Origin of the sequence: Paenibacillus sp. M2 (genome assembly GCF_046713495.1) — a bacterium.
Taxonomy (GTDB): Bacteria; Bacillota; Bacilli; order Paenibacillales; family Paenibacillaceae; genus Paenibacillus; species Paenibacillus amylolyticus_B.
Genome location: NZ_CP169648.1, coordinates 3,672,562 through 3,694,261, shown reverse-complemented (window position 1 = coordinate 3,694,261; position 21,700 = coordinate 3,672,562). Strand labels below are relative to the sequence as shown.

13 protein-coding genes and 1 pseudogene are annotated in these 21,700 nt (G+C 44.3%); 2 read left to right on the top strand and 12 right to left on the bottom strand.

The window, feature by feature from the left end:
• Positions 1–9 precede the first annotated feature (9 nt).
• From ACETMN_RS16620 to ACETMN_RS16580, 9 genes are all read right to left on the bottom strand, one after another.
• A complete protein-coding gene (locus ACETMN_RS16620) occupies positions 10–1,680 on the bottom strand; it encodes a glycoside hydrolase family 13 protein (RefSeq protein ID WP_091020980.1) in 1,671 nt (556 codons plus the stop codon).
• A gap of 52 nt (positions 1,681–1,732) precedes the next feature.
• Positions 1,733–3,361 (bottom strand): glycoside hydrolase family 13 protein, encoded by a 1,629-nt coding sequence (locus ACETMN_RS16615; RefSeq protein ID WP_091020979.1) that lies wholly within the window; start codon positions 3,359–3,361, stop codon positions 1,733–1,735.
• Positions 3,362–3,382: 21 nt separating this feature from the next.
• Positions 3,383–4,276: a carbohydrate ABC transporter permease gene (locus tag ACETMN_RS16610; RefSeq protein WP_091020978.1), complete on the bottom strand. Its 894-nt coding sequence runs from the start codon at positions 4,274–4,276 to the stop codon at positions 3,383–3,385.
• A 13-nt stretch (positions 4,277–4,289) separates the two neighbouring features.
• The gene (locus ACETMN_RS16605; RefSeq protein ID WP_091020977.1) at positions 4,290–5,204 is read right to left on the bottom strand and encodes an ABC transporter permease; all 915 of its coding nucleotides are present in this window, start codon (positions 5,202–5,204) and stop codon (positions 4,290–4,292) included.
• Positions 5,205–5,265: 61 nt separating this feature from the next.
• A complete protein-coding gene (locus tag ACETMN_RS16600) occupies positions 5,266–7,002 on the bottom strand; it encodes an extracellular solute-binding protein (protein ID WP_091020976.1) in 1,737 nt (578 codons plus the stop codon).
• A gap of 249 nt (positions 7,003–7,251) precedes the next feature.
• Entirely contained in the window at positions 7,252–8,658 is a 1,407-nt protein-coding gene (locus ACETMN_RS16595; protein ID WP_091020975.1) for a response regulator, read from the bottom strand.
• A complete protein-coding gene (locus ACETMN_RS16590; RefSeq protein ID WP_091020974.1) occupies positions 8,655–10,367 on the bottom strand; it encodes a sensor histidine kinase in 1,713 nt (570 codons plus the stop codon). The genes ACETMN_RS16595 and ACETMN_RS16590 overlap by 4 nt, the downstream gene beginning before the upstream one ends.
• Positions 10,368–10,595: 228 nt before the next feature.
• Positions 10,596–11,069 carry an SMI1/KNR4 family protein gene (locus ACETMN_RS16585; protein WP_411734789.1) on the bottom strand — a complete coding sequence of 158 codons (474 nt, stop codon included), beginning with the start codon at positions 11,067–11,069 and terminating at the stop codon, positions 10,596–10,598.
• A 179-nt stretch (positions 11,070–11,248) separates the two neighbouring features.
• On the bottom strand, positions 11,249–17,632 hold the full coding sequence (locus tag ACETMN_RS16580; RefSeq protein WP_091020972.1) for a GDSL-type esterase/lipase family protein: 6,384 nt from the start codon (positions 17,630–17,632) through the stop codon (positions 11,249–11,251).
• 208 nt (positions 17,633–17,840) lie between these two features.
• On the opposite strand from ACETMN_RS16580, the gene ACETMN_RS16575 reads away from it, so the two are divergent.
• Complete coding sequence (locus ACETMN_RS16575; RefSeq protein ID WP_091020971.1) at positions 17,841–18,713, top strand: helix-turn-helix transcriptional regulator; 873 nt, start codon at positions 17,841–17,843, stop codon at positions 18,711–18,713.
• Between the two features lie 118 nt (positions 18,714–18,831).
• On the opposite strand, the gene ACETMN_RS16570 is transcribed toward ACETMN_RS16575, so the two are convergent.
• Positions 18,832–19,569, bottom strand: a complete 738-nt coding sequence (locus ACETMN_RS16570; protein WP_076210575.1) for an SDR family NAD(P)-dependent oxidoreductase — start codon at positions 19,567–19,569, stop codon at positions 18,832–18,834.
• 176 nt (positions 19,570–19,745) lie between these two features.
• Between ACETMN_RS16570 and ACETMN_RS16565 the strand changes: the two genes are divergently transcribed.
• Positions 19,746–20,360: a TetR/AcrR family transcriptional regulator gene (locus tag ACETMN_RS16565; protein WP_091020970.1), complete on the top strand. Its 615-nt coding sequence runs from the start codon at positions 19,746–19,748 to the stop codon at positions 20,358–20,360.
• Between the two features lie 257 nt (positions 20,361–20,617).
• On the opposite strand, the gene ACETMN_RS16560 is transcribed toward ACETMN_RS16565, so the two are convergent.
• Both ACETMN_RS16560 and ACETMN_RS16555 read right to left on the bottom strand, forming a co-directional pair.
• Complete coding sequence (locus ACETMN_RS16560; RefSeq protein WP_091020969.1) at positions 20,618–21,349, bottom strand: hypothetical protein; 732 nt, start codon at positions 21,347–21,349, stop codon at positions 20,618–20,620.
• Positions 21,350–21,390: 41 nt separating this feature from the next.
• Positions 21,391–21,689, bottom strand: a pseudogene (locus ACETMN_RS16555) (immunity 53 family protein).
• Positions 21,690–21,700: the final 11 nt, after the last annotated feature.

The following is a 21,700-nucleotide window of genomic DNA, read 5'->3' as shown; positions in this document are numbered from 1 at the left end:
TACTCTACTTTACTTTACTTTATTGCTTAATCCAACAATGGTTTCAAACGGTCGCAACACCAGTGGCAGTAAACCTTTCTCATAGTTGGTAAGCCAGATCTCTGAAAAGTTGAGGCCAAGCTCAGCTTCCTCAAGCTCCACGATGTGTTCAGTAAGATTGATGACGACCAGCACCTGTTCGTCTGCCAGTGTACGTGTATATGCATATACACTCGGATGATCCGGCAAAAGAAGCTCATAAATACCATAAGTCAACGTATCGTGTTTTTTTCGCAGCTGAATCATTTGTTTATAAAAGTGAAGGATGGAACGTGGTTCCTGAAGTTGTTTCTCTACATTAATATTGACGTAGTTTTTATTCACTTTTAACCATGGCGTACCGGTGGTAAACCCGGCCTCTTTGGACGAAGACCACTGCATCGGCGTTCTGGAATTATCGCGACTTGAAGCCCAGATGATGTTCATGATCTCCTCATGCGACATCCCCTCTTCGCGTTTGATCTGATACATATTCCGATCAGCGATGTCGTTATAATCTTCTATAGATGGGTAAGCCACGTTGGTCATGCCTATTTCTTGCCCTTGATATATGAAAGGCGTACCTTGCATGAAAAAGTACATGGCACCAAGCGCAGTGGCACTTTCATACCAATAAGCACTGTCATTTCCCCAAGATGAAACTTTGCGGGGCTGATCATGATTTTCAATAAACAAAGCATTCCAACCGACGTTTTCCAGGGATTTCTGCCACTTGGTCAAGACGTTTTTCAATTTGAGGATATCCAGTTCTCTGTCCGTGCTGTTTTTCCAAAGGTCAAGATGTTCGAATTGGAAAACCATATTAAATTTCCCTCTGACTTCACAGATCCAATCCAGCAGATCCTCCTGGTCTTCTACCTTTACTCCGTTCGCTTCCCCAACAGTCACGACGTCATATCTGGATAAAGTGTTCTCTTTCATTTCTTGCAGATAACTCTGGATTCCCTTGACATTCATGTGCTTTTCAAAAGAGGAGATGTACTTGACGCCTTCTCGGATTGGCATATCCAAGAGGCCCTCTTCTTTGTGAATATGGCTGATTGCATCCACACGGAAACCATCAATCCCTTTATCCAGCCACCAATTCATCATTTCATATATGGATTTCCGAACTTCTTTATTTGCCCAATTCAAATCCGGTTGTTTTTTGGAGAACAGATGGAGATAGTACTGTCCGGAGACTTCATCATATTCCCAAGCAGAACCGCCAAAGATGCTCTCCCAGTTGTTTGGTTCGTCCCCATTCTTCCCATCTCTCCAGATGTACCAATCCCGTTTGGGATTATCCAGTGAAGCTCTGGATTCAATAAACCACGGGTGTTCGTCACTTGTATGATTGATTACCAAGTCCATAATGAGTTTCATGCCGCGGTGATGCACTTCATGCAATAATTGATCAAAGTCAGCCATCGTGCCGAATTCATCCATAATGGAACAGTAATCACTGATGTCATAACCATTATCATCGTTAGGTGACTTATACATCGGACAGATCCATATCAGATCAATACCGAGATCTTGAATATAATCCAGTTTGGATATGATCCCCTTGATGTCACCAACCCCATCTCCGTTGGAATCCATAAAACTTCTCGGATAGATTTGATAAGCTACTGCTTCTTTCCACCATACTCTTTTCATTGAATACAATCCTTCTTTCTTGAGAACTCAACATTATATAACGTATTATGCTTTAATCATGGATAAGGTACATTCTGGCTTCGTATGGACGTAATTCGCTCTCCGATAGTTCACCTGTATAGTTAGCTATCAAAAGCCGATGGGACCCTGTCAATTGCTCCTGAAGCGGGAGTTCTGTCGTATATCCCTGGAAATTGCATACCACAAGAATTGTCGTACCATTCAGCGTTCGGGTATATGCAAACACGTCTGGGTTCTCTGGAAAGATCAGCTCATAATCACCATACACAATGACTCCATGATCTTTTCGTAATTGAATTAACTTCCGGTAATAATGGAATATGGATTCGGGATTATTCAAACTTTCCTCGGCATGGATCTGCTTATAATTTGGATTCACCTTAATCCAAGGTTCCCCTTGTGTAAAACCCGCGTTATCGGAAGTATCCCATTGCATAGGTGTGCGTGCATTATCACGTCCCTTGGCGTAGATCGACTCCATCACGCTTTGTTCAGGATAACCATTCCCCATTCTTTCCTTATAAAAGTTGAGCAATTCAATATCCCGATAATCCTCGATCGAATATTGAACATTCGTCATACCCAACTCTTCACCTTGATATATGTAAGGCGTACCTTGCATGCCATGAAGAAGGGTAGCCAACATTTTAGCCGATTCAACTCTGAATTCTCCATCATTTCCCCAACGTGATACGATACGTGGCAAATCGTGGTTGTTCCAGAACAGACTGTTCCAGGCATCACCCTTGAGCTCCGTTTGCCACTTGGACAGCACTTTTTTTAATGCCATCACATCCAAAGGTTTAAGATCCCACTTTCCTTTGCCTTCTTGTTCATCCAAACTGATGTGTTCAAATTGGAAGACCATTGAAAACTCACTACCGTCTGGATTGCTGTACAGCTTGGCGATTTCCGGAGTAGCGCCCCATGTTTCTCCAACCGTTAGCAGGTCTTCCGCTTTTTGAAACGTCTCCTTGCTCAGTTCCCTGATATATTGATGCAGATTAGGTCCATTTCCCGTAATCTTTGCATCTGGCTCTTTACCGATTAAGTCGATCACGTCAAGTCGAAAACCACCCACACCCTTGTCGATCCACCAATTGATCATGTTGTATATTTCCTGTCGGACTTTCGGGTTTTCCCAGTTGAGATCTGGCTGTTTTACGGAAAATAGATGCAAATAATATTGCCCGATTTCAGGCACCCATTCCCAAGCTGAACCACCAAAGGTGGACCCCAAGTCGTTCGGAGGTGTTCCTTCAACACCATCTCTCCAGACGTAGTAGTCATGGTACGGATTGTCTTTGCCTTTTTTGGCTTCTTGAAACCAGGGATGTTCATCCGATGTATGGTTCAACACCAGATCCATGATGATCCGAATATTTCGTTTCTTGGCTTCAAGAATTAACGTTTCCATATCTTCCAAAGACCCAAACATCGGATCAATGTCCTGATAATCTGAAATATCATATCCGTAATCATCTTGAGGAGACTTGCAAACGGGTGATAACCAGATCGCACCAATGCCGAGTTGCTGCAAATAATCCAATCGGGACACAATGCCCTTCAAGTCGCCGATGCCATCTCCGTTGCTATCTTGAAAGCTCCGTGGATATATTTGATACACAACGGTTTCTTTCCACCATTTTTTATTTTCCATGTTCATTAAACCTCCTTAACGTTATTCTTTGACCGATCCGACGACAATGCCAGTCACAAAGTATTTTTGCAGTAACGGATAAATCAGCAAAAGCGGGATAACAGCGACCACGATTTTGGCTGCGTTCAGGTTTTTGTTCGAAATTTCAGTCAGGTTGCTGAGTTCACTGGAATTGGTGCCTGCTTGAAGCAAATCGGCAATATTCACGTTAAGGGACTGAATATAGGTCATTAGCGGGTAATTGCTAACTTTGGTCATATAGATCAAACCACTGAAGAAGTCATTCCATGTACCCACGATACTGAATAAGGCGACTGTCGCCAGCGCAGGAATGGACACAGGGACATACACTTTGAACAAGACCTGAATGGGATTTGCTCCATCGATGAACGCTGCTTCTTCAAGCGCCTTAGGTACAGCGGAGAAGAAATTCATCACGAGGATGACACTGAATATGGGGACAGCACCTGGCAGAACGAGTGCCCATATCGTATTCAGCATGTCCAGGTTTTTGATCAGCAGGTAACTCGGAATCATGCCTCCGCTAAACAACATGGCAAAAATCATGATATTCATATAAATGTTTCTGCCTTTGAAATCCCTCTTCGATTTGGATAGCGGATAAGCCATTAAAATAATCAAAACCATGTTAAGCACAAGGGTAAGCGCGACACGTAGAACAGATATGCCAAAGGAACGCCAGAACTGTGCATCATCAATAATTTTGGTGTACGCTGCTGTTGTAAAATTGACTGGAACGAGACCTACTGCATTTGCGGATACCGCCTCGCTGCTGCTGAATGAAATGGCAACGATATTCCATAACGGAAGAAGGCAGACCAATGCCAGCATGATGACGATGGCATAGATGACAAACCGGCCAATTCGATCTTTGAAGTTTGCAGAATAGGACACAGGTTTGGCCTCCTTAGAATATTTTTCGATCCGTATATTTTTTGGCCAACTGGTTGGCAGACAAGAGCAAAACAATGCCGATTACGGACTTGAACAAACCAACAGCTGTACCGAAGCTATACTGTCGTCCAACGAGACCGATCCGATAGACATAGGTATCCAGAATGTCGCCTGACTCATAGACAACCGGGTTATACAGATTATAGACTTGGTCGAAACCGGCGCTCAAAATGTTGGTCAGACTCATTACGCCCATGAGCAGAATAATAGGCAGCATGCCTGGCAATGTAATATGCCATACTTTTCTCCACCAACTGGCTCCATCCATTCCTGCCGCTTCATACAGACCGGGATCAATGGACGTAATGGCAGCCAGATAGACGATGGAACTGTAACCAAATTCTTTCCATACATCAGTTCCTATAATCAGTGGCTGGAACCAAGTGTTACTGCCAAGGAAATTAATATTTTCGAGGCCAAAAAACGCCAACATTTGATTCACAATGCCATCCAGACTGAACATGTTGACAACGACCGATGCCAGTACAACCCAGGATAGAAAGTGCGGCAGATAAACGATCGTCTGCACGGATTTTTTAACGTATTTGACACGAATTTCATTTAACAAAACGGAAAAAATGATGGCCATCATCGTTCCAAGCAAAATCTTGCCAATCGCTATCACCAACGTATTGCTGACGACCTGCGCGATATCCGGCAGCTTGAACATATAAGTGAAATGTTTCAGCCCTACAAATTCAGAGCCAAACATGCCTTTGGCCGGTATATAGTCCTGAAAAGCCGTAATGATACCGACCATTGGAACATAGCTGAATACCAGCAAAAACAAAATGCCTGGTAGCATCATCATATGGTACATGGCACCTGGGCCAAGCCGGCCTCTCGCTTTCAATTTCCCCTGTTTCATGGATGAACCCCTTTCCTTGAAGAAAGGCTGCTTATCGCAGCCCTGCTACTGTGCATGGATATTATTGTTTGGATGCGATCTCATCTTCAATTTCCTGAATGACTTGATCACCGCCTTGTTTTTTCCAGTTATTCACGAATGTATCGAAGTAATCCAAAGGTTCTGAACCCGTTATAATTTTGATAAACGATTCCTGCTCCAACTTCGTCAGATTGGCCCACGTCTGTTTCATGCTTGGTGTAGTGCCGGAGAAAGCAGGTGTCATCCATACGAATTTGTTTTCCTGTGTCAGTTTGTCGATCAGCCCCACTCCGTTGATCCGTGAATGATATTTGGACCAAGCAGTCACATCATCCGTATCCATGTCGCTCAAATAAGTTTTGATGCTGCCGATATTGTTTTTCGATTCGGTTGTTCGAACCTCATCCAGGCCAATCTCACCTTTGATCCCACGAACAACGTCAGAGTAATCATCCAGCAGCGATGTAGCCGAATTGACTTCGATATTAAAAGGTCTCGTAGATCCGTCTACCCCGGTCTCCTGATATTTGGCAGCTTCTGGCATGGTTGTTGCGGCATCTTTATCATTGGCCAATTTATCGTAGAACAGGTTAAGAATCTTAACGGCCAGTTCAGGGTGTTCGTATCCCTTTCTCACCACGATAAACTGATTGGATGGATTGGCATGCGCTACGTTTACTTTGCCGTTTGCATCCTCCAGCGTATAAGCCGAGAATTTCGCATTTTTATCCATCTGTTTTGCACTGATCAGTCCCCAGTCAGGGATATGCCACGGTCCAAAAGCAATACCGCTTTGGCCATTGGCGTAGAGTGCCGTAATATCGTCAAACGTGCGGGTTCCAAATTGCGGGTCGATGATACCATTCTTGAACCAATCCGCCATGATACCCAGCATCTTCTTCGTTGCTTCTGTCGTGGAACCATACACGATTTTGCCGTCTTCACCATTCATCCAATATTGCGGGAAGGCTCTCTCGGTTGAGGCCACACCCAGCATCGTATATGCAGAACCATTATAATCTGTTGTATTCATCGTATTCACAAATGGAATACCTACCGGGTTCCCCGATTGGCCAGGGTCTCTTTCCAGGAATTCCTGTGCCGTTTTCTCTACTTCATCGAGCGAGATGGCACCGTCTCCGTCTGCATCAAGTTGTATCCCCAACAGATCCAACCAGTCCTGACGAACCCAAACCATCGTGGGTGCGGAATCCAGAGAAGTCGCCGGAAGTCCCATCAGACGTCCATCAATCGTTGCATTTTCTAATGCACGGCCATCATAGGAATCGTATATCTGCTTGATATTATCCGTAGCATATTGATCATATATGGTTGTCAGATCCTCAATCAGATCGTTATCCACCAGCTCTTTCAATTCATCTTTGGAATCAACACGCATCATGTCTGGCAATTCCCCGGACGCGATGGCGAGCGAAACCTGACGGCTATAATCTTCGCCATTGGCTTCAAATTGATCTGAAATCTGTGCGTTAAACGTGTCTTTGACCAGCCTTGTATACGCGTTGTTCTCATAGGTATCACCACTCGGCAGTTTCGGGTTGGCTGTGGTTACCCGTCCCATGGTAACGGTAATTTCGTCTTTATAGGCACTGAACGGATCTCCCGGCGTTACCTCATATTTGCCTGCTTCTTCTGCAGTAGGAGGAGTGGAAGAATCTCCACATGCCGCTAGGGCAGCAACCATTAAGGCAGACATGGACAGCACGGCCAGACGTTTCGTCAACCGTTTGCTTTTCATGGACCATTTTGTTCTCATCTAGTTCGATTCCCCTTTTTCTGATATTTAATATTTGTTTGCGCTTTCATTATAAAATGGAGTGAAGCCCCATCGTGATAGGGATTACACGTCCGTTTGGATAGAGAAATGATTACAGTTTTTCAGTCCGCATTATGAAGTATGGTTAACTTGTGAGCATTTACCCTACCTACGGATCTACATTCGTCTAACCACCCTTACTCTTAATCAAAAACAAAAGCCGGCAGCTCCTAAAACAGGAGCTGTCGGCTATTTATTTCCCCTACCCAGCTGCCGATATTCGCTTGGCAGAAGACCGGTCAGTTCGCGGAAAATGCGGCTGAAATACTTTTCATCCGTATACCCCACTCGCTCCGCAATCCAGAAAATCGTATTATTCGTATTGAGCAAATATTCTTTGGACTTCTCTACCCGGATAAATCGGGAGTACTCATTAAAGGTTTTGCCCATCAGATCTTTGAAACATTGACTGAAATAACTTCGGCTGATGTTAAGTTGTTGCGACAGACCTGAAGCTGTATAGGCCTGCTCCATATCATTTTGCACGATCCTCACCGCTTTCTTAACGGCATCGATGATTTCCTGCGAATAGGAAGTCTGTGCATCTGCTTTTTGAATGCTTGCAGCTGTCTGCTTGATCCATGCTTCAACCTCGTACCAGGACTCAAAAGAATGAATCATGGCGATTCTTCCAAGCGTAGTTTGGGCAAAAAGGTGGTTCCATTCCATAACGATCGAGTACAGCAATCCCATCAACTGACCTTTATGTAATCGTAATGATATAAACTGGTCAATGAGTTGATTGTAGTAACTGTCGTTGTGGGTCCATGGTGTCTGGAACCAACTTTGCTTAATTCGATCGATATCTTCATCCTGCGGTTCTTTTAAACTTGTGTTGTCCTCATTCATCGAAACGGTAATGACTTGGTTATTGGGGTTGTACGCATAGAAAAATGACGTATCTGTATAATTCATAATCCAGTTTTTGATCTGTGACCATGTGCGCTCTTGTGCATCAGACAAAACCAACAACGTACTATGGGCATCTTGATGCAACAATTCTTTCAATTGATGAAAGAGTTGATCCTCTTCCGATGGACGAACAGCCCACATGCAGCTATTACGCTCAACCTCCCACCTTACTTCATCTTCATGTGCAGTTATCTCCATTGGCCACTTAGGCTCTGATTTTCGATCCTGTGAAACCAGTGCATACACATGTTGATAATGGACATTGATTTCATTCTGCGAAGGCATCTTTCTGATCGTGTTCGTCAACCCGTTGATTCGGGTATGTATCCGTTGCAAAACATGCTCGAATTGCTCTTTCTCCAGCTGGACTTTGGCTATATAGTCAATGGCTCCGAGTCTAAGTGCTTCCTGGATATAATCGAAATCCTGATGCAGAGTTAACACAACGATATGAAGTTCCGGATAGAGCTGCCTCGCAGCTCGCATCAGTTCAATCCCTGACATAACGGGCATCGCAAGATCCGTCAGCATCAGATCGACCGGTTGGGTTTTCAGGAAATCCAGTGCTTTCGCCCCGTTACTCGCCTCTCCTACAACCTCCATACTGAACTCGTTCCATGGCATCGCAGAGCTAATGCCTTTGCGTACCAGCTTATCATCATCTACAATTAATACCTTAATCATGCCGAGATATCTTCTCCTTTAATAGGCAATACGAGCAGGATGCTTGTCCCTGTCCCCAATTCACTCTCGATCACCAGTTGTGCTTGGTCCCCGTACTGTGCCTTCAACATGCGGTGAACGTAGTTGAGCCCGATGCCCATCCCTACTTTTTGTTGTTCAGCTTCACGATTGTTCAGCAGATTACGAATGGTTTCCTCAGTCATACCTGCACCATTATCTTGTATCATAATGTTCAACGTTGTAATGCATGTCACTTCAATCTGAATAAAACCTTCGTCACTCAATCCATGATATAACGAATTTTCAACCAGCGGTTGCAGAATGAAGCGGGGCACAGGAATTTGAAGCACTTGTTCATCTGCAGTAATACGGACGTCAAATTCAAAATCATAGCGAATTTGCTGCAAAATCAGATACTGTCTTAACGCATCAATCTCCTCTTCCATCGTGGAGACTTGCCCTAATTTGCCCAAATTGTAATACAGTAACTTGTTTAATGACTGCACCAGCTTGTCGATCTCTCCTTGTCCGTTCATGACGGCCAACCAGTGCACCGTATCGAGCGTATTCATCAGAAAGTGCGGATTGATCTGATAGAGCAGTTTTTCCACTTCCAGGTCTGCACGTATCTTCTCTTTCTGCTGAACTTCTTTGAAGAGGTCACCGATTTGATGCTGCATATTCGAAAATTCACTGAGCAGAAAATCAAATTCAGGAATCTGAGTACGAGCTCGGTTCCCTTTCGTTTGTGGATTTTTGGACATCCCATTGATCTCCGAATGGAACAGACCGAGTGGTTTGTAGACCATCTTCCACAGAAGCCAAGCGAGAAACACGGTAAAGCCGAGGAAAAATAAAGCGACCAGCAAAATTTGAAGCAACCACTGGTTTTTCTCCTGTTGATATTGAGACTGCGAAATTACCGATACGACACTCCATTTCTGTGAGGAATCCTCCTTGAACCAGTGATACCCCCGGGATATCCCGTCCTTGGCAGGATCTACTGTTAAGCTGGAGAAATTCTCCCCTACCTTCATGGCTTCCGGTATTTCGCTGTACACAATGTTGCCTTCACCATCCAGGATGAGATGAGATAATGCGCCATTGTATTGATTGTAGCCCAAGATATCCTGTGTGAGGCAAAAGCCTGATTCTACGTAAATGAACACGTCGTTCCTCTCGGAAAGTTGTACTTTACGCATAGCAGACAGAACGAGTTGATCATCAAATCGGTTCATACTCATATGGGGGCCATAGTACTTAATGCCATAGGTTTGGAAGAGCACAGGCAGAGACTCAGGAGAGAAACGATCCTTAATTGGAAAGTTTCCGAACTGAGTAGTACCTTCTTTTTCAAAGTAATATAACGTCAGTCCGATGTTGGGATTGGTAAATGTGACCACACTTAACTCGCTCTTTAATTCGTCCCTGGCCTCAATTAATTCGAAGATATCAGAGGACGGATTCAAGAATTCATCCATGCTTTTGCCTAAAGTTCCTCTGTAGGACAATTGCTGGGTAACGTGATTCATATTGGTGATTGAATTCTCCAATGAGGACGTGACCTGCTGTAAATTGCTACGGATGCCATCATCAATTTTGTTGGCGAAGATGGAGTCAATAGTATAATAAGAGATTACAAATATGCTGATAAAAGGGATAAACGCACTGAGAAAGAACAATAAAAAGATTCTTTTTTTAAGTGTCATTCTGACTTATTCTCCTTCTGAAAATGAAACAGCAAGCCTCCTGATATGGAAGCTTGCTGTGGATATACATAGAGCTATGCCGATTATCGATTTTTCCATAGCCCTCGTCCAAGTCCAATTTCCTTTCATCATTATAGATTGATATTCAAATAAGTCAAACGCTTTCATAGAGGAGGGTAACATCTAAGAGATTAATAGATGAAGTTCTCTAAAAGGATCGAAATTTGCTCAATAAAGTGTTATTGAATTCGACATAATGAGTTCCATAAACTCATTCAGATGATTAGCCACTTTTTTAATTTCTTCAAATTCTGGTTCTTCTCCATATACAATCGCTCCTATTTCATTGGATAAGTCAATAGCATAGAAGGAATAGACACTGTTAACAGAAATCATGATTGGTAGATAATGATTCCACCATGTCGTTATTTCTGATCTCCATTGATCGTCTTCGTTTGCTGCTTCCAAGCTGAGCAGTTCAAATTCATTCCATTGAAAATCAGCATCTGAGCTATTTTTGTATTCACTCTCACAAAGGAACCATGTCTTTTCATCAGGGGTAATGCATTGTTCCATCACACGTAAAAAATCTAAATATTCTTCCGGAATAACTTTGTATCTAGTTATGAAACTGACATCTAAATCTAAATGACAATTCGATTTCTGAGTTATTATCCAACCGTTTGACTCAGCCCAAATCATAAATTCATGGATTTTGCTGCCCAAAGTACACCTTCTTCCCTCAAAATGGACGCTCTTTACAATTTTATCGCAAAATAAGTAAAAAGTGCTACTCCTCAATGAAAGAGGAATAGCACTTTTTTATGAACCTAATCTACTTTAATTAATTGTGGATAATGGAATGCCTCAAACATTTCAGTCTACTCTCGTACCGTCACATTTAATTTGTGTGATCTGGTTTCCCCTGAAGAATTACGAAGTACAGCTTCATACTCGTAGATTCCAAGTGCTCTTCCAGAGATAGAGGTAACCGCAGACTGTGCACCAGGCGAATGAGATTGCAGCGGTTGTGTGTCAATCAATACACCATTTTCGTAAAGTTCGTATTCGGTTGCGTTTGTTCCCCACCACAGATTCATGGTGACATTATAGTTGCCGTCACCGTCCCAGTTGTCGTTCGACAGAACGGCTTGCCCCGGAGAAGCATCCGTGACGATGACTGTCAGTGGAACACTCATGGTTGAACCCAGTGCATTGATCAATTCTCCAGTATAGATATAGGTGCCATTTTTCTTTCCAGTAATATCAACTTGAACAGATTGGGCGGATGGAGATTGATCGACCAGAGAAATTTCTTTAATCAATTCACCATTCTCATACAGCTTGAACTGATTGCCGTTATTCCCCCACCACAGATTCATCGTGATTGTATAGTCTCCGTCTTTGAGCCCCGTGTCGTAACCATTATTATCAGATAACACCGGAGTGCCAGGGGCACCGTTTGCTAGTGGCGTTGTCTGATGGAGCCATTCCTCCCACTTAATCAGCACACTTGCCTGCTCATCCGTAAATACGGTTCCTCTAGCTGATTGAACGTCATTACCGTAGGATGCAAGCAATTGACGCGCTTTTGCTCCTTCACGATCGTTTGCTGCCTGTTTGGCCTGCTGTAACGTGTTTGTGAGCTGATCAGCAAGAACACCAGCATTAGGATCGATCGATTCATCAGCAAAGGCGTTGGTCAGATTAATCAGGCTGTCGAATGTAGCAATAACGCCAAAACGATATTCTACCGTCTGTTCCCAGCCAGCCAAATCGGAGACCGTTGCCGTAACCTGGTTCAGGCCGGGTTCCAGTGTATACGCAGGAGTGTCGAGAAGCACACCCTCCGGTTCTTTCACACCGGATACCGAATCGGAAGCTGTATAACCAATTTCCACATGCTGATCAATGGTGTATTCAGCTTGACCATGAATTTCAATGGTTGGAGGTACGAGATCAATGGATATGGATAAAGACTGTTCGCTCTCTTTATTACCGTCAACATCGACACTCCAGTAGATAATGGTATGTGTACCTTCTTCAGTTAGAGTCAACTGTGTACCACTAACCGTTTCGCCCCCATTGATTTGATAATAGGTCCCTTCGAGATCGGAATCTTCATCGCTTGCTGTGAAGGTTACTTGTGCCGGAGAAGTATACCAGTCGTTCTGCGATTCTCCTTCCACAATTGCCGTAGTATGCGGGGCCTTCTGCTCCGGAGATTCTCCTTCCAACGTAACAAAATCAGATAAAGGTATATTCAATTCCTTCACAAGACGTGCCACGAGTTCAGAAACCTTGATTGCACCGTTCATTTGCAAATGTGTATTGTCCTCGGTTGTACCTACCCACATGAATATCGATTTGGTTCCTTCTGTGCCAAGCTCCTGGAAATGCTCCCAACTGGCTTGGTTCAGATCAATGATGAGTGTTTCCGTCTCCTGCGCTGTTTCTTTCATCGCCTGTACGTATTCCGGGAAGCTCTTGTTCAGCACTTCGCCGGTAAAATCACGACGATTCACTGGCGTGACCAGAACTGGAATCGCACCTCTCTGCAGAGCACCGTTAATGTATTCTTTTAGATATACCTTAAACTGCTCAGGCGTAAGATAACGCTCCGGACGGGACGGTGTGGAATCGTTATGAGACCACTGCATGAACAGATAATCGCCTTCTTGAATGTCGAGTAAAATATCGTTGAGATATCCACCGGCCAGGAAGGTCTTGCTGCTCAAACCGCCAACTGCCCGGTTATCAATACTGACTTCATTTGGATCAAAAAATCCACCCAACGTTTCGCCCCAACCTGCTTGCGGACGGTAGTTCTCCGCGTAATTGGCCACAGTGGAATCGCTGGCCAAATAAATAACAGGTTTATCGCTTGCGCTGTGATCTGGCAGACGCTCCAGCTTCAGCGCATTGATCTTTGGTGCATTTCCGGTGAAGTTGAAGTTAAATACCCCATCAATCAGAGCAATGTCGTACGTAATTTCTTTGAATTCGCCCTTGGCAACGGTTGTGAGCGGCAACTTGGTCATTTGCTCCACAACAACATTTGCACTAGTTGATTCCTCAGCATCCCCGATGGTCATCGTTACCCGGTAATTCGCCGGCTCCATTTCTGCCAGGAAAGAGGTACCGTTTACTCGTGTGAAATCTTCCTTGAGTAAATCTCCGGTTTCCCGGTTCTCATCTTTGGTCAGCGCAGTATCAGCAAAGCCGTACCCATTGCCTTCAATGTACGCTCTTTTGGCATCTACCTTGATGTATCCGTCGGCTGCGTCGCCAGAACCAAAGTCAAATTTGTATTCACTTATCTCTTCGCTTGGTTCACTTGTCAATGAATCCTTCGCAACAGTTAACATGTTAAACGTATGGTCAACTTGAGACTGCGTGGCTTCCGTATTGAATATGGCTTCCGCAGCTGCCAAAGCCCGGTTCACCACGGCCTTCGATGCATCCGTATAATCCGACAGATTCAGTGCTTTGATCTCATCGTACAGAGCTATCAAGGCCGTCTGATCACCACTCTCTGAAGAGAGCTGAGTGCCTTCAATTCGTACGTTGTCGATCTGGGTAGTCCAGTTCAACGTGCCTCCACCGCCTTTTCTCGTTCCCAGGAACCGCATGGATCTGACGTTGTCCGCATATGCGGCGGAACTCAGCGAGATATCTGCAATCGTTTGGGTAACTGTCGGATCGGCTAGGTTCGTTAATGTCAGATCCAATGTTTTCTCGGCAAAATTAACGGTTGCATCCACATTGACCCACTGGTTCTTGGAAATATCTGTAGCCGTTCCCCCTTCGGGTATGGCTGTATCCCCTGTGCCGTAGTCTGGGTTATATGCACCGACAAAATAATGAATTTTGGTGCTTCCGGTTTTGGTATACAGCGTGAACAGGGCATTTTCGTTAGAATCCTGTATTGTGAGGTGACCTTCTGAAGGATAGGCACTCACATTACCGGATTGCCAGTCAAAGTTCACGTTCACCTGATTGCCGTTTACGGCATCGAACAGACGGAATACTTTGGCCCGATTGCCCGATCCGGAACCCGCGACGGACAGTACTTTATTTCCAGACTGTTCAACAACGGTTCCCGTCATGGTCCCTGCAATACCCGTGGCATTGACCATCGCATATTGGTAGCCCGCAGCATCGCCTTCAAAATTCTCCTCATATAGTTGGGCTTCCGGCTCTGGCTCTGGCTCGGAAATATCCGGGTCAATGACCAGTGATGAAATGCTCAGCTCCATGTCTTTGACTGCACCAGCAACGAGTCCGGCAATTTTCTGTGCACCATAGCTGCTGAAATGCGTATTATCGTTGATACCATTTGGGTATTTTGGATATTCACCCGGATTAGCATATAAGAACACTTTTTCCGTAGCTGTGTTACCAATTTTGTCGTAGTAAGCAATACTCAACTTGCTCAGATCAATCAGTGGCACGTCCTGCTCTTCAGCTACTTCTTTGGCAGCCTGAACATATGCCGGGAAGCTAACGTTGAATTCTTGAGTCACTGTATTAAAATCTCTGCGTCCAACCGGAGTCAGCAATACCGGTGTAGCGCCCCGCTGTTTGGCACCGTTTACATAACGAGCCAAATAAATTTTATAGTCCTCCGGTGATGCGTACCGGTCCGGTATTCCTGCACTGGCGTCGTTATGACCAAAGGAAATGAAGAAGAAGTCCCCCGTCTTAATTCGCTGCAGGATCGTATCGAGACGACCGTCTACCATAAAGGATTTACTGCTTCGGCCACCGATCGCATCGTTCACGACGACTGCCCCATTGGAGAAATAACGTCCGAACTGCTGGCCCCATCCTTCTTGAGGAGCCTGCGCTTCACTGTAAGATTGCATGGTTGAATCACCAGCCATATAGATCGTTGTTGCCGCACCAGCCGCTTTCTCTGGATATTTTTCGATGATGACATCCTGGATGTCTATAGCTGTACCGGTGAAGAGCAGATCAAGCTGTCCATCCACCAATGCAACATCATAGGAATACTCCAGTGGTGTTCCAGCGGTCACATTTGTTATGGCGAGCTTCTGAACGAATTCGGATTTGACCCCCACGTTCGAATCATTGGTATCATTGCCCAATCGTAGTGTCACTTTGTAGTTGGCATTTGGCAGGTCAACAGCAAATGTTGTGCCTGTCGCGACCGAAACCTCATTTTTACCTACGGTAACCCCACTTGTATCCTTGAATCCATATCCCGTTTCTTGTGAGTATAACGTGTCTTGTATAGCCGTATTTCCTGACGCTGTCTCTGTGCCAAAATCAAAACGGTAAACCTGCTCCGGCATTTCAGCTTCGCGAGTCAGCGCCAGATCGGCTTTCGGGAATGCTGTAGCTTCCGCTCCAAGATAAAAGCCGGTATGAGGCGGCTGGTTGTAGGCTACATTTTGCCAGGCTATGCCAAGTCGATACACAGGGTCCTGCATCAGCGTAGGGATGCGATAGTCTGAAGGAATGGTCGTTGTGTAGAGACGATACTCCGAACTATCTTCGCTCCGCAGCAGAAGCTCCTCACGCCAGTCGCCCAGAATGTCCGCCTGAAGTGCCGGATTGCCTTTGGTATGGTTGTTCGTTAACGTACCGGTTGCCCGGAAGATTTCATTCAGCTTTTTGTTTTGGTAATCCCACTTATAGATGAGCGGAATTCCTTTGGCTGTGCCATTATCCCACTCATGGTCCAACAGCTCCCGCTGAAGATCTCCATCCCACCAGATGGCAAAGTTGGCGGTTTTGGGCCCTTCGTCCACAGTGTAGATAGCCTCTCCGGCTGCTGAATAGGTATTGGTTACAGGTACACTTTGCCCATTGGTAACGGTTGTGGCCCATGATTCGTAACCCGGATAGTTCGGATCAATGTCTGCCGACATCCCGCGACCGGTGTCAAAACCTGTTTTCTCACCCCAGAGGATTTCACCTGTTGCCGCATTGCGCATCTCCAGTCCGTATGCTGCATCCGAATGCTCGTGCACGCTTACGACCTGATAGCCCTCCCGGTTCGGATTGAGCTGGCCAGCGTGCATGGCGTCACCGTGACCGAGTCCGGTGCTGTACAGCAAGCTGCCGTTATCATCAATGGCCAAGGCGCCAAACATAATTTCGTCCTTGCCGTCCTTATCAACATCCAGCACACTTAGATTATGGTTGCCCTGTGATTGATATTGTGATCCTGCTTCGTTTGTATCAAAGGTCCAGCGTTTGACGAGTTTCCCGCCAACATAATCATAAGCAACAAGCACTGTACGGGTATAATAACCCCGGCTCATCACGACACTTGGCTTCGTACCGTCCAGATAAGCAATCGCGCCAAGGAACCGATCTACACGGTTGCCATAGCCGTCACCCCAATCGTTGACGTTGCCTCTTGGCGGATCATAATTCACAGTGGATACAGCCGCGCCAGTCTCACCGTTAAACAGCGTCAGATATTCCGGTCCTGACAGTATGTATCCGCCATCGTTGCGATAATCCTTCGTGCCGTCACCGATGACCGTGCCTTGGCCATCCTTTGTGCCGTCCGCCGTCTTGACAACAACCTCGGCCTTTCCGTTGCCATCGAGGTCATACACCATTAACTGCGTATAATGCGCTCCGGCGCGGATGTTGACTCCCAGGTCAATCCTCCACAGCTTGGTGCCGTCCAGTTTGATGGCATCGATATAGACATTGCCCGTATAACCGGCCTGCGAATTGTCCTTGGAATTGCTCGGACTCCACAGGAAAACAATTTCATATTCGCCATCCCCGTCCAAGTCAGCTACGGAAGCATCTCCTGCATAATAGAAGTAGGTTCCACCATCCTTGGTCCGGCCATCGGCCGGTTTATCGAGCGGAATAGGCAGATAATCGTTATGCCAGACCGATACAACCTCCGGTTGCATTTGCTCTTTGCCTGCAATAACGGTCGAGATCTGATATTGCGAGCTATCGAAACCAGTGGTGTCCACATAGTTCGTCACGTCGCTTATGGGCGATGCGTTCACTTTGGTTCCATTTTTATATATATTAAAAGCGATATCATCTGGATCGTTGTTTAAATACCTCCAGCTCAGAAAAACGCCGTTGTCTACAAGAACCGCAACCAATCCCCGGTTAAGATACTCTGCTTGGCGACCCGGCAGGCTGCTTGATGACTCTGCACGTATCGGCGCCGGAGGGACAGCCAGTGAAATAACCATAAGGAGTGCTAAAAAAGATACAAACATCGATTTCTGGATGGAAACAGTTCTTCGGATCATTCGATTAACTCCTCCTTATCTAAAAATTCATTTTTAGAATCATCAGTTCGATCCTGCCCAGCTTGTTGTCATATGAACACAATTTACAGCCACCTCCTTTTTATGTTACCGCTTACATTTATCTTACAGGTCTAAAAAAAGACAGACAATCTAAAAAATGTGACGTATTATATAAGATAATTGACTTTTTTAGGAAGGAGACGAAACGATGGTTCATACGGTTTCTTATGCTTTTCGTAATGACGATACATCAATCATGACACTGGACTCTATTGGATGGCAGATCGTTTCTAGCGAAGAGTATCGTTGTCCAAGTGATGATAGACCGGACCCGGGGCACGTCGTTTTTCAATACACCCTTAATGGTCAGGGTTATCTGGATATTGAAAATCAAACGATTCCTTTACCAAAGGGACATGCCCTACTTGTTAAAATCTCCGGAGAACATTGCTATTACTATAAACAAGAGAACCATGAACCATGGGAATTTATATGGATCAACATTCGCGGGGATGAAGCCAACCGAATTTGGGATATGATTCATGATAATGAGGGACATGTCATTCGACGAAACGCGGACTCTCCCTTGATTCAAGAGTTATGGCAAATTATCCATTTGATTCATCAAGAGAAAGTTACGGACAAATATCGTTTGTCTATGCAAATCTATCGTTGGTTACTCATCTTGGTGCAGACGAGTCGGGATGCAGAGAGGGATATCGGTGCCCTTTCCATAACAACGATTGAGAAATGTAAAAAGTTCATCCGAGAGAATTATGCATCTCCATTGACGTTGGATCTTCTAGCCAGCCATTGCGATATCAATAAACACTACTTGTGCAGGTTATTTCAGAAATCCGAGAAAACATCACCGCTAGCCTATCTCAAAGACAGACGCATTGAGGTGGCAGTTCGACTTCTCCGCACAACGGAACTCCCGATTTCCCAAATCGGTCAACAATGCGGCTTTGAGAGCCCCAGCTATTTCGGCAAAGTTTTTCGGCAATATATGTCCATGTCACCCAAAGAATATCGCATGAATAAGTTGGAGTTTCCTTACGAGGCTATCTATTATGAATAGCTGTTTGCTAGTTGTCCTTGGATTGGGAACTGCTCTTATACCAATACAATAAAAAAAGCCGCTAGAATAGCGACTTTTAATGGAACTATGTTCTTTGTGTGCTTCGAAATTGCTGAACTTATTGAGCGGTGTATCCTCCGTCTATGATCAGGCTATTTCCTGTCATATATGAAGAATCGTCACTAGCTAGGAACAGAACGGCTTTCGCCATCTCTTCTGCTTGACCCAGACGTTTCATTGGCGTTGCCGCAGAAAGTGCTTGCTTGCTCTCTTCCGGAATAATCGGTGTATCGATGAAACCTGGGCAAAGGGAGTTCACTCGAATATTCTGCTCAGCATACTCCAGCGCGAGGGAACGAGTCAGATTCACAACGCCACCTTTAGCTGCATTGTAAGCTGCTGAACCAGGCGAACCAACCCATCCGTACATGGATGCCGTGTTGACGATTGTGCCTCCGCCGATTTTCAGCATTTCGCGGATCGATTCACGAGCGACCAAGAATACGCCGTCCAGATCAACATTGACTGTATTGCGCCATTCGGCATAATCAAGCTCATGCGTCGGATGAACACGTCCGATTCCCGCATTGTTGAATACGATATCCACTTGACCAAATGCTTCTACGGTTTGTTTGAAAATCTCAGAAACCTCTTCTTCACTTGTTATGTTTGCTTTAATAAAGAGAGCTTCTGCTTTAAGCGCTTTCAGTTCCTGCTCAAACGCCTTGCCTTTTTCTTCATTCAGATCCACCAAGACCACTTTAGCTCCTTCGGAAACGAATAAGCGAGCTGTCGCTGCACCAATTCCGGATGCTCCTCCTGTGATGACTGCAACTTTATCTTGAAGTTTGCCCATGAATAAATCCCCCAGTATAATATTTTGAATAGCGCCTATATAAATAGTGCTATATGATGTTTACAAAACTAATTCTATGCTTAAAATTGTAACATTCCAATCATTAAGATATGACCAAGTGTCTACCTCGTAGACACTTCATAAAAATATGTCTATATTTATAGGAGTTTTTTTGAATGAATAATGAACTTACTGTGACAGCTCAACATCGTAATCGAACCAAGGAGCACCTAAAAACCGCTCTGATTCAGCTTATTAAGAAAAAAGGATTCCATGGTGTTTCTGTCAAAGACATCGTTGATCAGGCGGGTTATAATCGCAGCACGTTTTATTTACACTACCAGGATAAATATATACTCGCCGAAGAGTTGTTGACTATGACACTCGAAGGATTGAGGGGTGCAGTAGGTAAACCCTATTGGCACGGCCAAAAGGTTTCAACAAACAAGCTGGATGCCGAATCTTTTCAAATCGTGGATTATATCTACGAACACCGTGACTTCTTCGAACTGATTCAATACGATGATACGTTACCTGGTTTACATACAGGCTTTCCACAAACCATACTCAAAATCTATCAGGAGCAATTTGTCTTTGAGACGATCAACAACTCCCCAGTGAACATGGACTATTTCAAGTACTATACCGCCTACGGTTTTTTTGGACTGTTGAACAATTGGATATTAAGCGGATATCGTGAATCACGTGAGGCATTTATCAAAAACGTGATTGAACTCACCAAAACGCATATTCACTCGTTTCATTATGTGGGTAAGACGTTTGATTCATGATCTCGTGAATAAGCTAGTCATCTGGGCATCGAAAGATATGTCTGCCGAAGATAACAGGCCAGTTGCAGATGGAGTAGATGCTCCTGATTACTCAGGGCTTCGCCCAGACACCAATGGGACGCCAAGGGGATTTACAGCATAAATAAAAACGGGCATGTCATTTATACGAGAGAAATGTAATCCTCAAGATAAATGCATGCCTAATAATAAAAGAGACCATGACACCAGCTGGACAATGTTTTCTAGCAGCCAAATAATTAATGTTCTAGGGTTACAGAAAATTTTTCAGTGCCTGTTTTATTAATTAAAGCAACTTCGAAATCAGATACCCATGTAAGCTCCCCTAGATGTTCAGCATAGGCAAATTCATCTGGTTGTTCTGATATGACCTTCTCTAAGAGTACTTGCGTGCCCTCAGGTTGTAAAATAGATAGGAATATATTCATACTTTCTACGTTATGATGACATATGACTTTAGCAATGTACTTCTTATTAGGGCTCTTTACGTCTTTTTTCCAAGTCCATTCATTTACATACTCTAACTCCTCGATTTGCAAAGCTATCTCCCTAAACGGATCAATATCCCAATTATTACAAAGAACCAGTTTCTCTATGCCTTCCATTAGCAGTCGAAGCGTAGTCTTTTTTTTCTCCAACTCATTTTTTTCACTAAAGTCATTCAAACTAAATTGGATTGGAACCGAACACACACCAGAATTGTTAACAATACGTTCATCCGTAATGTTTTCTACACATTCTATTAGGACTTTCCAACAATCTTTCGTTTTGTATTTCCCCAACAGCCGTTCATACATCGCTGTAATACAGCGGGTTTCCAAACTAAAAGAGCGTCTTTTCCATTTCCAATTCAATGCATAATCTAATTTTGTTGCTTCGTTGTACTCACATTTTTGTTTTGTCATTATAGATTCAATATTTTCATCATCTACAATATACGGTAAGTCTATATCGAATTCTTTTAGATACATATGGTTCTCTCCTTAGATTACTCCCGATAGTTAGTGCATTATTAACTTCTATCCAAACTTGAAGCCCAATTTTTAAAGCAATTAAGCATCTCTTCCAAATTTTTTGCTCCCCCTGCACTGTGAAACACGCCATCTCTTACGATACAGTAGAACCAATCTTCTTCATTTCTCTCTTCTTCAATCGAATCAAATGGTACATCTTCTAAATATGTATCCGTCAAGTCGATTTCGACAGACCACCAGGATTATCCACCGTATCAATTCGCATACCGTATGAATGTTCCCAATCACCGTCACAGTTTTCATAATACCAGCTTTGAATCCAGTTGAGAGTATCCATCGTCATGACCT